General features: G+C 44.3%; 12 protein-coding genes. 8 read left to right on the top strand and 4 right to left on the bottom strand.

All coding sequences use genetic code 11. The features are described 5' to 3' along the window. The first annotated feature begins 17 nt into the window (after positions 1–17). Positions 18–179, top strand: a complete 162-nt coding sequence (locus F6K64_RS08780) for a hypothetical protein (RefSeq protein ID WP_287265280.1) — start codon at positions 18–20, stop codon at positions 177–179. Here F6K64_RS08780 and polA read toward each other — a convergent pair. After that, complete coding sequence (gene polA / locus F6K64_RS08775; RefSeq protein ID WP_353813944.1) at positions 132–3,122, bottom strand: DNA polymerase I; 2,991 nt, start codon at positions 3,120–3,122, stop codon at positions 132–134. The two genes, F6K64_RS08780 and polA, sit on opposite strands and share 48 nt — an antisense overlap. 849 nt (positions 3,123–3,971) lie before the next feature. Between polA and F6K64_RS08770 the strand changes: the two genes are divergently transcribed. The 4 genes from F6K64_RS08770 (at position 3,972) to F6K64_RS08755 (ending at position 7,132) form a co-directional block, all read left to right on the top strand. Continuing rightward, the gene (locus tag F6K64_RS08770; RefSeq protein ID WP_008178810.1) at positions 3,972–4,148 is read left to right on the top strand and encodes an NblA/ycf18 family protein; all 177 of its coding nucleotides are present in this window, start codon (positions 3,972–3,974) and stop codon (positions 4,146–4,148) included. Between the two features lie 497 nt (positions 4,149–4,645). Further along, complete coding sequence (locus tag F6K64_RS08765; RefSeq protein ID WP_008178808.1) at positions 4,646–5,524, top strand: universal stress protein; 879 nt, start codon at positions 4,646–4,648, stop codon at positions 5,522–5,524. Between the two features lie 80 nt (positions 5,525–5,604). Then, entirely contained in the window at positions 5,605–6,846 is a 1,242-nt protein-coding gene (locus tag F6K64_RS08760) for an SH3 domain-containing protein (RefSeq protein WP_008178805.1), read from the top strand. Between the two features lie 106 nt (positions 6,847–6,952). After that, positions 6,953–7,132 carry a hypothetical protein gene (locus F6K64_RS08755; RefSeq protein ID WP_008178803.1) on the top strand — a complete coding sequence of 60 codons (180 nt, stop codon included), beginning with the start codon at positions 6,953–6,955 and terminating at the stop codon, positions 7,130–7,132. Between the two features lie 21 nt (positions 7,133–7,153). Here F6K64_RS08755 and F6K64_RS08750 read toward each other — a convergent pair whose 3' ends face one another. Then, positions 7,154–8,140, bottom strand: a complete 987-nt coding sequence (locus tag F6K64_RS08750) for an aldo/keto reductase (protein ID WP_008178801.1) — start codon at positions 8,138–8,140, stop codon at positions 7,154–7,156. A gap of 61 nt (positions 8,141–8,201) precedes the next feature. Here F6K64_RS08750 and F6K64_RS08745 point away from each other — a divergent pair, with 61 nt between their 5' ends. Further along, positions 8,202–8,348, top strand: a complete 147-nt coding sequence (locus F6K64_RS08745) for a hypothetical protein (RefSeq protein ID WP_287265338.1) — start codon at positions 8,202–8,204, stop codon at positions 8,346–8,348. Between the two features lie 292 nt (positions 8,349–8,640). Then, complete coding sequence (locus tag F6K64_RS08740) at positions 8,641–9,462, top strand: SirB1 family protein (RefSeq protein WP_287265278.1); 822 nt, start codon at positions 8,641–8,643, stop codon at positions 9,460–9,462. A 36-nt stretch (positions 9,463–9,498) separates the two neighbouring features. Here the strand turns inward: F6K64_RS08740 and F6K64_RS08735 are convergent, their stop codons facing one another. Beyond that, entirely contained in the window at positions 9,499–9,963 is a 465-nt protein-coding gene (locus F6K64_RS08735; protein ID WP_287265277.1) for an SRPBCC family protein, read from the bottom strand. A 1,193-nt stretch (positions 9,964–11,156) separates the two neighbouring features. On the opposite strand from F6K64_RS08735, the gene F6K64_RS08730 reads away from it, so the two are divergent. Continuing rightward, positions 11,157–12,788: a mechanosensitive ion channel gene (locus tag F6K64_RS08730; RefSeq protein WP_287249027.1), complete on the top strand. Its 1,632-nt coding sequence runs from the start codon at positions 11,157–11,159 to the stop codon at positions 12,786–12,788. Positions 12,789–12,923: 135 nt separating this feature from the next. Here the strand turns inward: F6K64_RS08730 and F6K64_RS08725 are convergent, their stop codons facing one another. Beyond that, positions 12,924–14,429 carry a GTP-binding protein gene (locus F6K64_RS08725; protein ID WP_008178786.1) on the bottom strand — a complete coding sequence of 502 codons (1,506 nt, stop codon included), beginning with the start codon at positions 14,427–14,429 and terminating at the stop codon, positions 12,924–12,926. Positions 14,430–14,481: the final 52 nt, after the last annotated feature.

The raw sequence follows: 14,481 nt of genomic DNA, 5'->3' as shown, positions 1-14,481 counted from the left end.
CGCTTACCACTAAGCTGATGAGTGCGATCGCACTATTGCCTATTGCCTATTGCCTATTGCCTATTGCCTATTGCCTATTGCCTATTGCCTATTGCCTATTGCCTATTGCCTATTGCCTATTGCCTATTGCCTCACTTCGCCTCCATCCAATTATCCCCAGCATGTATTTCCACAACTAAAGGAACACTTAACTTAACTGCTGATTCCATAGTTTCCCGAATTTTTACCTGCAATTCTTCCCATTCATCTGGGGGAATTTCAAATATTAATTCATCATGGACTTGTAATAGCAACCGCGCCTGATATTTCTGTAATTCTTGATACAGATTAACCATAGTAATTTTGATGATATCAGCGCTAGAGCCTTGAATCGGGGAATTAGCTGCTGCTCTTAATGACCCAGCATCATAGGGATTGATACTCTTAAGTTTATCGAGATCAATCTGATCGAGAGCTTTACCTTGCAGCCTTCTAAGACTGTTACCACCAAAGCTAAAGTAGCGACGGCGTCCGAGTATAGTTTCTACATAGCCTTGTGCGATCGCTTTTTTCTTAGTTTCCTCTAAATAAGCAAACACTAGAGGATAGCGTTGGTTCAATCGATCAATAAATTCTTTTCCTTCAGCTGTCGATACCTTAGCTTCGCGAGCAAACCGTTGTGCTCCCATGCCGTAAATTACGCCAAAATTAATTATTTTACCCAAGCGCCGCTCTTCAGCAGTAATGTCTTCTTTATCAAATAACATTTGCGCTGTCAAGGTATGGACATCCGCTTGAGTTTGATAAGCTTCCACTAGCACTGGCTCTTGACTCAAGTGAGCTAGGATTCGTAACTCAATTTGGGAATAGTCAGCAGATACCAACAGCCAACCGGATTCTGGAATAAAACCCTTCCGAATCTGGCGACTAAAATCAGTACGAATAGGAATATTTTGTAAATTAGGACTAGATGAAGATAATCTACCAGTTGTGGTCACGGTCTGGTTGAAATCCGTATGTACTCGTTTAGTATCAGAACGCATCAGTGCTGGTAAAGCATCCACATAAGTAGATTTCAATTTAGATAAACTACGGTATTCCAAAACAGCATCTACTACGGGATGGTCTCCTTGTAATTTAGCTAAGATAGTAGCATCGGTAGAGTAACCGGTTTTAGTTTTACGAGACTTCCTACGATCTAACCCTAGTTTCTCAAATAGTAACTGACTAAGCTGTTTAGGGGAACCTAAATTGAATTCTTGTCCAGCATCTTGATAGGCTTGCTGCTTAATTGCCACTAAATCCTTTTCCAGCTCTTGAGAGAACTGTTCCAGATAATCCTTATCAATACTAATCCCCTGGTATTCCATCTCAGCTAATACCGGTTCCAGGGGTTGCTCTACATCTAGCAACAATTCCTGCAATGCTGGAATTTTCGCCAATTCTTCTCGTAATTTAGAAACTATTCCGAAGGTGGTATAAGCATCCATCCCACAGTAATCCGCTACAGTGGGAATGTCTAAATCTCTGATAGTTTTCCCTTTTGGAACCAAGTCATTATAACTTTGTGCTTCTATTCCTAAATAGTGCAGCCCTAGGTCACTAAGTTTATGGCTAGTTTCGGGATTGAGTACATAACTCGCTAGCATGGTATCGAATACCACTCCTGCTAGCTGAATCCCGTTACAACGTAAGACTAGTCGGTCGAATTTACTATTTTGTAATACTTTGGGATAATCTGAGCTTTCTAAAATTGGACGTAGGGATTCTAAGACAATATCCTTGTCTAAATTAGTCCCATCCTTATGACCGATAGGAATATAAGCAACATCAGTAAATTCTTTTCCCCAACAACAGCCAATCCCCACCAACTGAGCATCTCGTGGTTCCAAATCACTGGTTTCTGTATCCCAAGCCACAGGATTTCCAGCATCGGTATAGTATTTCAGCTGTTCAACTAATTGATTGAGCTTGTCTACAGTATCGATAATTTGTGGTTGAATCGAACCAGTATTAGACCCTTGCTCTTGAAACTCTTCCGTTTCCGCTACACTGAAAAAGGAAATATCATCATCTTCCTGAGTATCAGTATCACTATCAGTATTTGAAACAGTATCACTAACAGTATCATTTGGGGCATTATTTTGACTATCCTCTAGCACTACGCCACCAAAACGCTGCTGAAGTTTATCTATTTGACTGATAAATGACTTTAATTCTAATCGCTCCAATAGCGGTTTGAGCACTTGAGGATCGAATCCTTGGAGCTGACATTGGTCTAAATCAATATCGATAGGAGTATCAAATCGTAATTGAGCCAAATAGCGAGCATGTTCCGCATCTGACTTACCTACTTCCAGCTTTTTCTTAACGGCACCCTTAATAGTATCAAGGGAAGCATAAATATTATCCAGGTTTTGGTATTCTTTGAGTAACTTAACTGCAGTCTTTGCTCCGATGCCCTTAACTCCAGGAATATTATCGGATGGATCGCCACAGAGGGCTTTATAATCCACGACTTGAGAGGGTAATACTCCCAATTTTGCTTCTACTTCCTCTAAGCCATATTCCGTTGGGCCAACTGTAGCACTCCCCCTAGAAAACGGACCACTGAGATATAAAACGGTAATTCCTTTGTCTGGAGCAACTAGTTGAAATAAATCGCGATCGCCAGATACAACTTTGACACGATAGCCTTGATCAATAGCTTGGTGAGCTAAGGTTGCCAATACATCATCAGCTTCATAACCAGGAGAAGTTATTACTGGGATTCTTAACCCTTGTAGTAACTGCTGGAGATTCTTGACATCTGGTAAGAAATCTTCTGGTGTTTCGGTGCGATTGGCTTTATAAGTAGCATCGGCTTGTTGGCGAAAGGTGGCTTCTTTGGTATCGAAAGCAATTGCGATCACATTCGGGTTTTCTGACTCCATTACCTCTAGCAAAGATTTAATGAAGCCAAAACAGACACTGGTCGGAATTCCAGTTTTAGTCCGTAATCCACCCTGACGACTTTTGGCAAAAGCAAAATAGGAGCGAAAAGCCAGAGAATGACCATCAATTAGGATCAGTAGGGGGGATGCTACCATTGGGGAATCATCAGGGACCGGGGGAGAGTTCTCAGAAGAAGTAGATTTGGGCATATCCCTATTTTAGCTATATTGTAGCGATGGCTTGTTTGTTGACAGCCAGGGAATTCCGGATTAACTGAGGCTTAGCAGGTAAGTAACTAAGGATGAATCATTAACTGTCTAGGGTATAGGTTAACTGGCTAATGGGATCTCAACTATAGTTAATTAACTACTATTCCGTTAGGGTGCTGGTTGTCTGATCGACTTTGCGATGAAGCGATCGCGCCCCGCGTGGCCTACGGCCAATCGCATCGAAGCCACTCACTGAACTCGGGAATTTACCATATAGTCAACTAACTACTATTCCGTTCGGGTGCTGGTTGTCTGATCGGCGTTGCGATGAAGCGAACGCGCCCCGCGTGGCCTACGGCCTCAGCTTCCGCGCTTATGCGATCGCATGGAATAGCCATGTGTTGATCACAGCTTACTCACTAACTCTACCGGGAAGGTGTGTTATTAACGAAACCTGAGCAGTGTTTTGCTCACAGCTTACTCAGTAACTCTACCGGTAAGGTGCGTTATTAAAGAATCCTAGCAATTCAGCACCTTTGTGGTGTGTCTATTTTTGCGTAAGTCCTGTTGATGATGAAGGCATCAACTTTTGTTTTATGGAGTATAAGAAACAACTATACCGAATTGGACAGCATCAATCCTAGCCAGGAAACTTCCTAGAAATAGTCTACGATTGTTTCTAACGTCATGCAAAATCAAAATATGGCAATTTTGTCAAATACTTGTTACGATTCTTCATTAAAGGTCAGATAGGTTAACGGTTGATACATTTACCGATACCTAGGGTGACCATGACTAGGGCTGCTCTAGCCAGCCAAAACCCATGATTAGTTTTTAAGGAGCTCAACTATGTCTAAACCTGTAGAACTTTCCCTGGAACAAAAATTTAACCTGCGGTCCTTTGAATCTCAGGTCCAGAAAATGAGCCGTGAGCAAGCTCAGGAATTCCTAATCAAACTCTATGAGCAAATGATGATGCGTGAAACAATGTACAAAGAAGTCCTAAAACACGAGTGGGGATTATAGCTAAAGCCCTAGTCTGATTGTTATTGGCCTTAATTGAGCCGCGACCTCCTTCTCTTGCTCAATTCCGTAGGTAGGAAAGGAGCTGGGGATGCTGGGGCGTCAACTCGAATTATATTAAGATTTAATTAAAATTAAAATTGATTGATTCAACTTATTGTTAACTAATATCATCAGCGTAAGTATTATCACCGTAGGCTTGCTTAAAGGGAAGTCTTCAGCCTTCAGCGTTCAGCCGTCAGTAGACGTAACAGATATTAAACGAATGCTTACCTGTTTTATTCACAAGGTGTTCGCGTAGCGTGCGCGTAGCGCTAATCGCTGTTCGCTGATATCTGATAGCTTACGGATTGGCAATACCCCAATTCACTCTAGGGCAGCCAGGATGAATAGTTGATAAATTTATATAAAATAATCCCAAACTCTCTAAAACTATCTAAAGTAATTGTAAAGTGTTCTAGTCTGAAAGAAACTCTAAGAAAAAGCGATCCTCCCTGCATATGTTTCAGCATTGCCTAGTCTGCACCGACTTCTCCGACGGTTTATATCGGCTAGTAGATTTTGTCCCCAGTTTAGCGGCTGGTGGGCTCAAGAAAATCATCTTCTGCAACTTTGTTCCGCTTTGGGAAGAGGGAGAAATACCTCGTATTGATGAAGAAGGAATAGAACAAGCTCGCCGCCGCTTTGAAGAGGGTTTGACCAATATACCTGAAGGGGTAGAGGTTCACATCGAAGTGACCTCAGGTCGTCCTAGTGACAGTATTCCTAAAATCGCCAAACGTTACGATGCTGATGTCATCCTGATTGGCACGCCAGTGCGCAGCTTATTACAAGAAAAGCTTTTCGGTAGCACTACAGCAACCTTGACCAAGGAATGTAGTACACCATTGCTAATGCTGCGACCACAACTGATTTCAGCTTACACCTGCGAAGAACTCGATCTACGCTGCAAACATCTATTCCGGTATTTACTAATTCCCTATGACGGCACTACAGCCTCGAACTATACCGTCGAAAGGGTCAAAGAGTATGCTAAACAAGCACCAGATAACTCAATCAAGCAGTGTATGCTGTTGTGGGTAGTCAGCGAAGGGGGGCGCAGAGAATTATCCAAGGACCCTCAGTTACAAAAAGCTCAAGACAAGCTAGAACCAGTAAAAGCAGAGTTAGAAGAGCTGGGCTTACAGGTCAATACGGACGTGCGAGTGGGCAATCCCCGTGAAGAGATTTTAGACACAGCCTTAGAATTTGATATTACTGCGATCGCAATCTCTTCCGATCACAAAGGAAAATTCTTAGATTGGTCAGTGCGTAGCTTAGCCGGTGATTTAATGCGCAGCAGCTGGCACCCTGTTCTCTTCTTTCCACCACAAAGCTAGGATCGAGAGTATAGGGTTTTATGCAGAGTTCTAATAAAATAAAGCCGTTCCACTTTGATAGTGAATAATAAATCCAACATATGATCAGAAAGATTAGTGGTTGGCGAAGATTACTAGTGGTGTGCATCTCTGTGGCGCTAGCTTTTACAGCTTTTCCTGCGCCATCTTATGCTACTAGTCCTGCGATCGCTCAATTTACCCCATCATCTCGTTTAGAAAACATCTCATTTGAGAACCAGGTAAAATTTCAACTTGCTGCGGCTACAGACAATTGCCGCAAAGTGGTGACTAGAGGCAGTGATCTCAATGTCCGCAGTGGACCCGGTAGCAATTACCGGATTATCGGTTTTGTCAAAAACGGGTCTGAGGTTACCCTTGAGCAAATAGTAAACCAAGACTGGGCAAAAATTTCTTCTCCCTTGTCAGGTTATATTTCTCAGCGGTATCTCCAATCCTGTCCACCACCACCTAAACAGGAATGTCGCATAGTTTCGACCAATACTGGCAGGGGTCTGAATGTACGTCAGAGTCCTGGTGGTAAGATTATTGGTGACTTGGACAATGGCGCTAAAGTCACTATCGTCAATACCATTACTGATGGTTGGGTACAGGTTGTCTCTCCCCTAAAAGGTTATGTTTCCGACCGGTATCTTAAACCCTGTCCACCTCCTCCTCCGAAAGAAGAATGTCGTCTAGTTTCGACTAAGGGTAACCCGCTCAATGTGCGTGCGACCCCCGGTGGTACCATTGTCGGTGTTGTAGAAAATGGTACTAAGGTCACTATCAAGGGTACTAGTACTGATGGTTGGGTACCGATTGTTTCGCCCCAGAAAGGTTATGTGTCTGAGGCATATCTTCAACCCTGTCCCACCGTCAAAGAACAGTGTGGTACAGTTACCACTCGTGGTAGTGATCTGATCGTGCGTTCAACCCCTGGTGGTCCCAGTATCGGTACATTAAAAAATGGTACTGAGGTCAAGATTGAGAGTATAGGTGCCGATGGCTGGCTGAAGATTTCAGAACCCATAATCGGTTATGTGTCTGGCCAGTTTGTTACGATAAAACCTTGTCCAACACCACCACCATCTGAAGAGAATTGTCGGCAAGTTTCAGCACCACAGGGTTTAAATGTCCGCAAAGCACCGTCAAATGATGGCGAGATTATTGGAATTCTCGCTGATGGTTCTAAGGTAACGATTGTTAATCGTGGAAATAATGGCTGGGTTCCTATTTCTGCGCCCTTACAAGGTTACGTTACTGGCAAGTATCTGATCTATTGTCCTGAGTCTAAGCCAGAAGAGGAGTCAGAACCAGTGGGTTAACGCTGAGATCTGGCTGAGATCTGGCAGCATTGTCGATCTAGCGATGCAGCTAAGATTGTAGGGTGCGTTAATAACGCACCCTACTGCTGATCTGTAAGTATCGAGCATGCACGTTGTTATAAGCTATAATTCTTTAACCATTCAGCTATCAGCTATCAGCTCTCAGCTATCAGCTCTCAGCTTTGGAATCAAACAAGTAAGCATTGCTTTAATCTCTGTTAAGTCAGCTGACGGCAGCTCAAGTAGCTTGGCCATTCCCCTAGCCTGGCCAACGGCTGACCGCTGACTGCTGAATGCTTACATAATTTTAAGTCCACTTCCGGAAAAATGTATTGTCTTTCCAAGCAGAAGCTGTCCGTGCTTCAATAGCAGTCATTTGTTCTGAACTCAACGATTGAAATGCTTGGGCTACTTTAAAATTTGATTCTAATTGCTTGACGGATTCGGCAGCAATAATACAACAATGTACTCCCTCCAGAGACAAAACATAACCCATAGCTTGATCCATTCCATCTAAGACACCATTTTTGAATAACCTGCCATAAGCCGGAACTTTCATAGCAACGACTCCTACATTTTTCTCTCGCGCCACTGGTAAAACAGTTTTGGCAAAAGGACGAGGATGATGAACATCTGCCGCATTGAGAGAAATTAAGGTGGTATCAAAGGGATAGCGCCGCAACCCTTCTGCAATCACATCCGGTTCGTGATGTCCGGTAATACCTAAATATTTTACAATTCCTTGTTCTTTTGCTTCTTCAAAGGCTTTGATAGCGCCATTGGGACTAAAAATCTGATCTAACGTTTCGTGAAAAGAAACATGATGTAATTGCCATAAATCGATAGAATCAGTTTGAAGGCGTTTAAGCGATCGCTCTAACTCTCGCCAAGCCCCATCTCGATCTCGTTGTGCTGTTTTTGTTGCTAAAAATAGATTAGAGCGATAAGCGGGTAATACCTTACCCATATATTCTTCGCTGGGGCCATAACTAGCCGCCGTATCAAAATAACGAATTCCAAACTGTAACGCCGCTTCAATTTGGGCGACGGCATCAGCTTCTCGATTCATCTTCGACAAAGGCGTTTTTCCTGCACCTCCCAATCCAAAGATTGGAACTTTCACCCCCGTTTTACCTAACACTCGTTCTGGCATTGTAGCTGCTGTTGGCAGTTGAATAGCTGCTGTTGCTGACAGTTGAGACTGCTGTTGATGCCATGCTGCACTTCCAACAATACCACCCGCAGCAGCAACACTGGTCACGATCAACTGACGTCGAGTTGTTTTACGTGTCATCGCTCGCCTATTTTACAGTAGGTTTGCCCGTATTTTAGCCTGGTTTCTGCAACCTAAGCATATGCGCTACGCGCACGCTACGCAAACAGCTGACAAAGTACTTGTCGCCAAGATTGCTAACTTGATCTATTCCAATGGTGGAAACATTATCTACGCCGATAAACATACAGGTTTGGCAACTGGAATTAAATCAGGAAAAAAAACTTAAACTCTTATCCCTGTATTGATGCAGCCCTTCCCTATCAGCAACTGTATCGCTTTATGATAACACTAAAAACTCCTCAGATATCTTGACACTGTTCCCTATTCCCTATTCCCTGTTCCCTTTTGATATCAATCTTATGTTTACCTATCACATAAAAATACTATATATAGCAGTCGCCAGGGCAGTTAGGACATGACAAAAGTCTCAAAGCTAAGTATAGCAATAGTTTTACTTCTGACTTCTGACTTCTGACTTCTGACTTCTGCTATATTCATAGTAGCTGAGGAAATTTTAGATGGACTTTACCTTAGGGCGTCAAGGGTTTTACACAGAAATAAATCAGCCAGATGACCAAATTCATTTGGCAAGAGCAGCGCTTTACATAGCTGAGGAAGAATACCCGGATCTGGCTATTGATGATTACTTGAATGCCTTAGATGTGATGGCATCTGAAGTAGAGGAGCGTTTGCCTGAGCAACGCTATCCCCTGCGAGTGATTAAAACTCTTAATCAGTATTTCTATGATGACCTAGGATATTCGGGCAATAGCAGTGATTACTACGATCCCCGTAATAGTTTCCTAAATCAGGTCATGGATCGGCGCACAGGTATTCCGATTAGCCTTTCGGTGGTGTACCTGGAAGTCGCTCGACGCCTTGATTTTCCCATGGTTGGTATTGGGATGCCAGGGCATTTCCTAATTCGCCCAGAGTTTGAGCAGGTGGGGATCTTTGTAGATGCTTTCGATGGTGGTGAGATTTTATTTGAACAAGATTGCGAGGAACGACTAACCCAAATTTATGGTCATCCGGTAACCCTACAACCAAGTTTCCTAGCACCGGTGAGTAATCGGCAGCTGTTAGCAAGGATGCTCATGAATCTTAAATTGATTTATCTCAATGGCCAAGACTTACCTAGAGCGCTAGCCGCAGTTGAGCGCATGTTGTTGCTGTTTCCTAATGCACCGGTACAACTGCGGGATCGGGGGCTGATTTACTCCCAGTTGGGATATTTATCAGAAGCATGCCAGGATTTGGAACATTATTTGGAAATCCTGCCCCAAGCTGAGGATGCTGATATCATTCGTCGGTTACTTCAACAGATCGGAAATCTGTAGAGGCTTCTATGCATATGTTTACCTAATCCCTAATCCCTAATGACTACACTCACGTCGGTAAATCTCCTCTGCTACTAACTTAAGGCGTCTGAGTTGGGCTTTCATATCATTCTGAGTCCATTGGGCAGCAAAGCTGTTGAATCCCCAGCTAACGATGGGGTTGGGAATTTCAAATTCAAAACGGTTGACCAAACGGGTGCCTTGTTCAGCTGGCTGACACTCCCAGCGGTCTCGTCCTTTGAAAAAACCCTGGAACTGCCAAACCACTAACCCTGGCTTGCGCTCAATAACCACACTCTTGAGAGTCGGCTGCAACCAGGGAATGTTAATAATAAACCGCGAGCGACTCCCGACATCAGTACTCCACTGCCCCACTGATTCACAACGCAAAATCGGGTTGAGCCAGCGATGCATTAAGCTCTGGTCAGTGATACAGCGCTCGACAATGGTGGCGCTCGCATTAATTTTAATGGATTGTTCAAAAATTTGGGCGTTTTGCATGTAAAATTTCCACATTATCGAAGAGGGGAGTTTGAGGGGAAAATTCATCCGAGACCTAAGAGGACGGGGTATTCTTTTCCCAATATGCGTTAATAAGCGAAAAAACTGGGTATCGATCCTACCCGGCTACCCCCGGAACGTTCGCGCAGCGTGGCCTACGGCCAGGGAAAGTTACGCCCATGGAGTTAACAGCCACTTAGTTGGTTGTGCCTGGGAATCCCCATCCTATACCGGTTGGGGAGGTTCAATGAACTATCTTGATTACCGTGGCAGCTAGCCACACTACCAGACCACTAGAGTTGTGAGGAGGAAAAATTAATCAAGACTTGATTTTTGTACATCAATTCGCTCTAAATATAAGGGTTACGTCTTGAGTGACTGACAAACCTACCAAGAAATCTTTCAGCTCCCGAGTGTCCGACGTCACATCGGGGCAAATGCCGATTCAACACTCAATCAAGTTACCCAGCTAACCAGCGGGGGTAAGACCCCCTAAGCCAAGCAGTTGACTCCTGTCGGCAACTATGGGTAAATTCTATCAGCACTCCTGGGTCAAGATTTGTCAGTTAGGCAAGATTAAGCCACATCTGTGGAAAATTTGAGGAGTAAAACGTTCTCCATGAACATCTCAACCTTTACTTTTAAATCTTCTTGTCGTACCTTCTGCTCAAGGTTATTTTCAGTCAGCACCCTCCTCTGAAGAGACCAGGCGTAGATAGCCTCCCTTCAGGTAGCTGACCAGCCTAAGACCTTGACCCAAGGGGTTGCCCTTAAGGTAAAGGATCTACGTTGTTGGCAAGTGTTAAAGTTCCTACCTTGGGGTACTTTGCCCGCTCCAAGCTCTAGAACCGAGTCGTTAAACAATTAGACGAGGGCTAAGACAGTGCGGTTCGGAAAGTACCGACCAACAACGTTGGCGAGGCAAACGTTACCTTGTGCAGAATCGGCGATTCCGGCTTTAACTGGAAAGCACAACAACTGCACCTCTTGTTGTCCAGCTCTTTTTGGGACGGCAGTCTATACCGCAGCGTCTCGGTTCCTCTGGGGTCACCAGACGCGCAGCTTCCCCGCTGCTCAACTTATCTAGTTGAGACGATAATACCGTGCTCCTCACCAGACCACAGTAGTCACAAGGAACTTAAAAAACTTAGGGTTGCCTGTGACATTGGACAATTTAAGTAAGAACAAAGACTATGAATGGAACTTGGGAAGGTATCTTCCAAATTGTAGGAGTGGGTGTGCAGCCATCGGCACACCTGGTTTTAGCCCAGACAGGAGTTCCCGCATTAGACCAAGTTTTGGCAGATGGGGGAACCACCTTACTGAATGTGGTTAAATCGATCGCAATCTTAGTCATTGGTCTTATCCTTGCTAAGATTGCTGCTGGTATTACCAAAGCAGTACTGAATCGCACCAATATTGACAACAACATTGCTCAGTGGGCTACTGGCGGTCAGCCAGGAAGCGAGCCTCCTCCCATTGAGCAATGGTTATCCGGGGCAGTTTTCTGGATTATCATCGTTTTCACGGTAGTGGCGGTTCTAGAAACCCTCAAGCTAGATACGGTTTCCGGACCCCTGAATAGTTTTCTAGACACCATCCTCGGCTTCCTCCCCAGTGTCTTTGGTGCGGCGATTCTATTGGGCATTGCCTGGTTAATCGGAACTATCGTCAAGATGATAGTAGTCAGGACCCTCAATGCATTGAATCTCGATCAGCGCTTGGGTGAGCAAGTCGGCGATGGTGGTACTAGTCAGTTCTCTCTGGCTCAAACCATTGGCAATGCCCTTTACTACTTAATCTTCTTACTGTTTCTGCCATCGGTCTTAGAGACCCTAGGCTTACAGGGAACTCTCGATCCAGTACTAACTATGCTGGGTGAGATTTGGGGGATTGTGCCCAATATTGGCGCAGCCATAGCAATTGGTGCTATTGGTTGGTTTATTGCTCAACTTGTGCAACGTCTTGTCACTAGTTTCTTGACAGCAGCAGGTACAAATCAGATCGGGGAGCGGTTTGGACTAAGTAGCTCTGGTGGTCGCTCCCTAGCGGGGATTATCGGTACGATTGTCTATGTCCTGATTTTGATTCCCGTTGCTACCGCTGCCCTTAATGCCTTGCAGATCCAGGCCATCTCTGGCCCTTCGATCGCAATGTTAAGCCAGGTTACTAATACCATCCCCAAACTATTTGCTGCGGCTGGTATTCTGGCAGTTTTCTACGTAATCGGACAGTTTGTTAATGATCTGCTCACCAACGTCCTGACAGACCTTGGCTTCAACAATTTATTTAATTGGCTAGGTTTTTCCGCCAGCGCTCCTAGCACCACTGATGAAACAACTGATGAAATAGCAGAATCAGACACACCACAGAACCCACTTACCAGTCGCACCCCTTCTGAGCTAGCGGGACTGCTTGTACTGATTGGTATCATGATCGCTGGTATTGTGGCAGCAACGGATGTGTTACAGATTCCCGCCTTAACTGACATTGTCGGTGGGGTTGGTTTCATTGGTGCTCGGGTGCTGTCCGGGTTAGTAGTCCTTGCTATCGGTCTATTCCTAGCCAATTTTGCTTTCAACTTGATTACTGGCTCCGGCGCTCGCCAATCAAATATCCTGGCACAAGTAGCTAGGATTGCGATTATTGCCTTTTCTTTAGCCCTAGGTCTACAACAAATGGGCATTGCCCCTGATATTGTGAACTTAGCCTTTGGTTTGCTCTTAGGTGCAATCGCGGTTGCGATCGCATTAGCCTTCGGTCTCGGAGGTCGCGATGTTGCTGGTGAGCAAGTTAGAGAATGGCTAGATTCTTTCAAAAAGTAACTCGAAGTTATTCGCGTAGCGTGGCCTAAAGGCCAAGGTTGTTCGCCCTTTTTGAATTAAGAATTAAGAATGTAGAATGTAGAATTAAGAATTCTACATTCTACATTCTACATTCTACATTCTTACAAACAACTTTCAACCTTCAACTTTCGATAATCTTGCCCTCAATTCTCCTTTAATGCGATGGAGAATTGAGGTTTCGTCTAAAGAGGAGAGAATTCGTCTAACAACGGCTTTTGGTCCATCTTCTCCCCAGGATGCTCCATTGGCTAAATAGGTTTTGGTAATTTGTCCAATACCATAGCCAGAAACTCCAGCAACACTAGCTTGGGTGATGGCAACGGACATATATGGCGCTAGGGAAACCCCACCAGTGACAGGAGCAGAAATGCCTAAAATACTTTTTAAGCTACTCAGTCCCAAGTTAGCCAAGAGTTCACTAGCACCAATACCTCCCATACTCATAGCGATTTTTTGTAATAATTGAACAGCTCCCTGCTCAGTCATAGCAATACCATAGAGACGGGATAAAGTAAGAATCATTACCACATCAACTACAGTAGCGGTGAGGATATCCACAACAGTAACTGGATTGAGAGCAATCACAAATGCTTTAGTTATCACTGCTTTCCAGATAATTTGATTGGCACTGTCATCCCGAATCTTCATTTTTCGGTTGACCAAGTTTTCATTCAACTCATCCGCGTAAAGCATGGTGTTAAGAGCAACAAGGGATTTACCTTCCCGATGTAAAATCTCCAGAATTTTTAGTTTCAAATCTTCAATCTGGGGTTTCCCTCGGCGGCGCTTGACCTGAATGTTGCCATTAGGCGATCGCACTGCTACAGATACCAAAGGTGAAGCAGCAACCATCACAATTTCTGCTGGTGAAAGCAACTGCTTGACCCGTTCATCCCGAATTTTTCTGTAAATTGCCATGCGATCAGCATCGGGATATTGGTCAATCTTGTTCAACACCAGTAACATCGGTTTCCCACTAGCTCTTAACTGAGATAGAGCTTGGTACTCTACCTTAGTCATATCACCAGCAATAATAAACAGCAGTAAATCTGCCTGTTTAGCCACCTCTAGAGCTAAGGCTTCCCGAGTTTCCCCATCTACTTCATCAATCCCTGGGGTATCGATTAGCTGAATTTGGGAATTACCAATACTGGGTAGGGCAACCTGTAGAATATCCTGTTGGCTATGATTTGGACTAGGGGTTTCTTGACTAGAGGTTTGACTAGGGCTTTGATTATGGCTTTGATTATGGGGCTGCCAATGGGCAGTTTGAGCATTCTGAGTCACCCCATGTAGGGCACCAGTTTCAAATACAGGTTGACCGACTAAGGCATTGAGTACAGAGGATTTCCCTCGTCCCACCATGCCAAAGGCCGCAATTTGGATACAGGTATTTTCCAGCTTCTCAAGCAGATTGCCTAAGTCTTGGATTTGAGCATCTAAACCAGCTTTTTCTCTACGGGATAAGTCAAGATTAGCGACTAGATCCCTGAGGGAGTCTTGTGCCTGTTTGTAGTTCAGTTCTGCCTGGATTTGCTCAAAACCTGAAATTGCGCTATCTAAATCCTGATCAAAATCTAGAGAGTTAACAGAGTCAGACTCAGGCCAGAATTCGGTCAAAACGGCACCTCCTGGTTAGGACACTTCTGCTTTCGATCCTAGAGCATCAGTT

Origin of the sequence: Moorena sp. SIO3A2 (genome assembly GCF_010672265.1) — a bacterium.
Classification (GTDB): domain Bacteria; phylum Cyanobacteriota; class Cyanobacteriia; order Cyanobacteriales; family Coleofasciculaceae; genus Moorena; species Moorena producens.
The sequence above is the reverse complement of the archived record's forward strand: the minus strand, read 5'-3'. Positions and strand labels throughout refer to the sequence as shown.

What these genes read in the sequence shown, in the direction of transcription:
- F6K64_RS08780 (WP_287265280.1), top strand. Translation starts at nt 18, where the DNA reads ATGAGTGCGATCGCACTATTGCCTATTGCCTATTGCCTATTGCCTATT.
- polA (WP_353813944.1), bottom strand. Translation starts at nt 3,122, where the DNA reads ATGCCCAAATCTACTTCTTCTGAGAACTCTCCCCCGGTCCCTGATGAT.
- F6K64_RS08770 (WP_008178810.1), top strand. Translation starts at nt 3,972, where the DNA reads ATGTCTAAACCTGTAGAACTTTCCCTGGAACAAAAATTTAACCTGCGG.
- F6K64_RS08765 (WP_008178808.1), top strand. Translation starts at nt 4,646, where the DNA reads ATGTTTCAGCATTGCCTAGTCTGCACCGACTTCTCCGACGGTTTATAT.
- F6K64_RS08760 (WP_008178805.1), top strand. Translation starts at nt 5,605, where the DNA reads ATGATCAGAAAGATTAGTGGTTGGCGAAGATTACTAGTGGTGTGCATC.
- F6K64_RS08755 (WP_008178803.1), top strand. Translation starts at nt 6,953, where the DNA reads ATGCACGTTGTTATAAGCTATAATTCTTTAACCATTCAGCTATCAGCT.
- F6K64_RS08750 (WP_008178801.1), bottom strand. Translation starts at nt 8,140, where the DNA reads ATGACACGTAAAACAACTCGACGTCAGTTGATCGTGACCAGTGTTGCT.
- F6K64_RS08745 (WP_287265338.1), top strand. Translation starts at nt 8,202, where the DNA reads ATGCGCTACGCGCACGCTACGCAAACAGCTGACAAAGTACTTGTCGCC.
- F6K64_RS08740 (WP_287265278.1), top strand. Translation starts at nt 8,641, where the DNA reads ATGGACTTTACCTTAGGGCGTCAAGGGTTTTACACAGAAATAAATCAG.
- F6K64_RS08735 (WP_287265277.1), bottom strand. Translation starts at nt 9,963, where the DNA reads ATGCAAAACGCCCAAATTTTTGAACAATCCATTAAAATTAATGCGAGC.
- F6K64_RS08730 (WP_287249027.1), top strand. Translation starts at nt 11,157, where the DNA reads ATGAATGGAACTTGGGAAGGTATCTTCCAAATTGTAGGAGTGGGTGTG.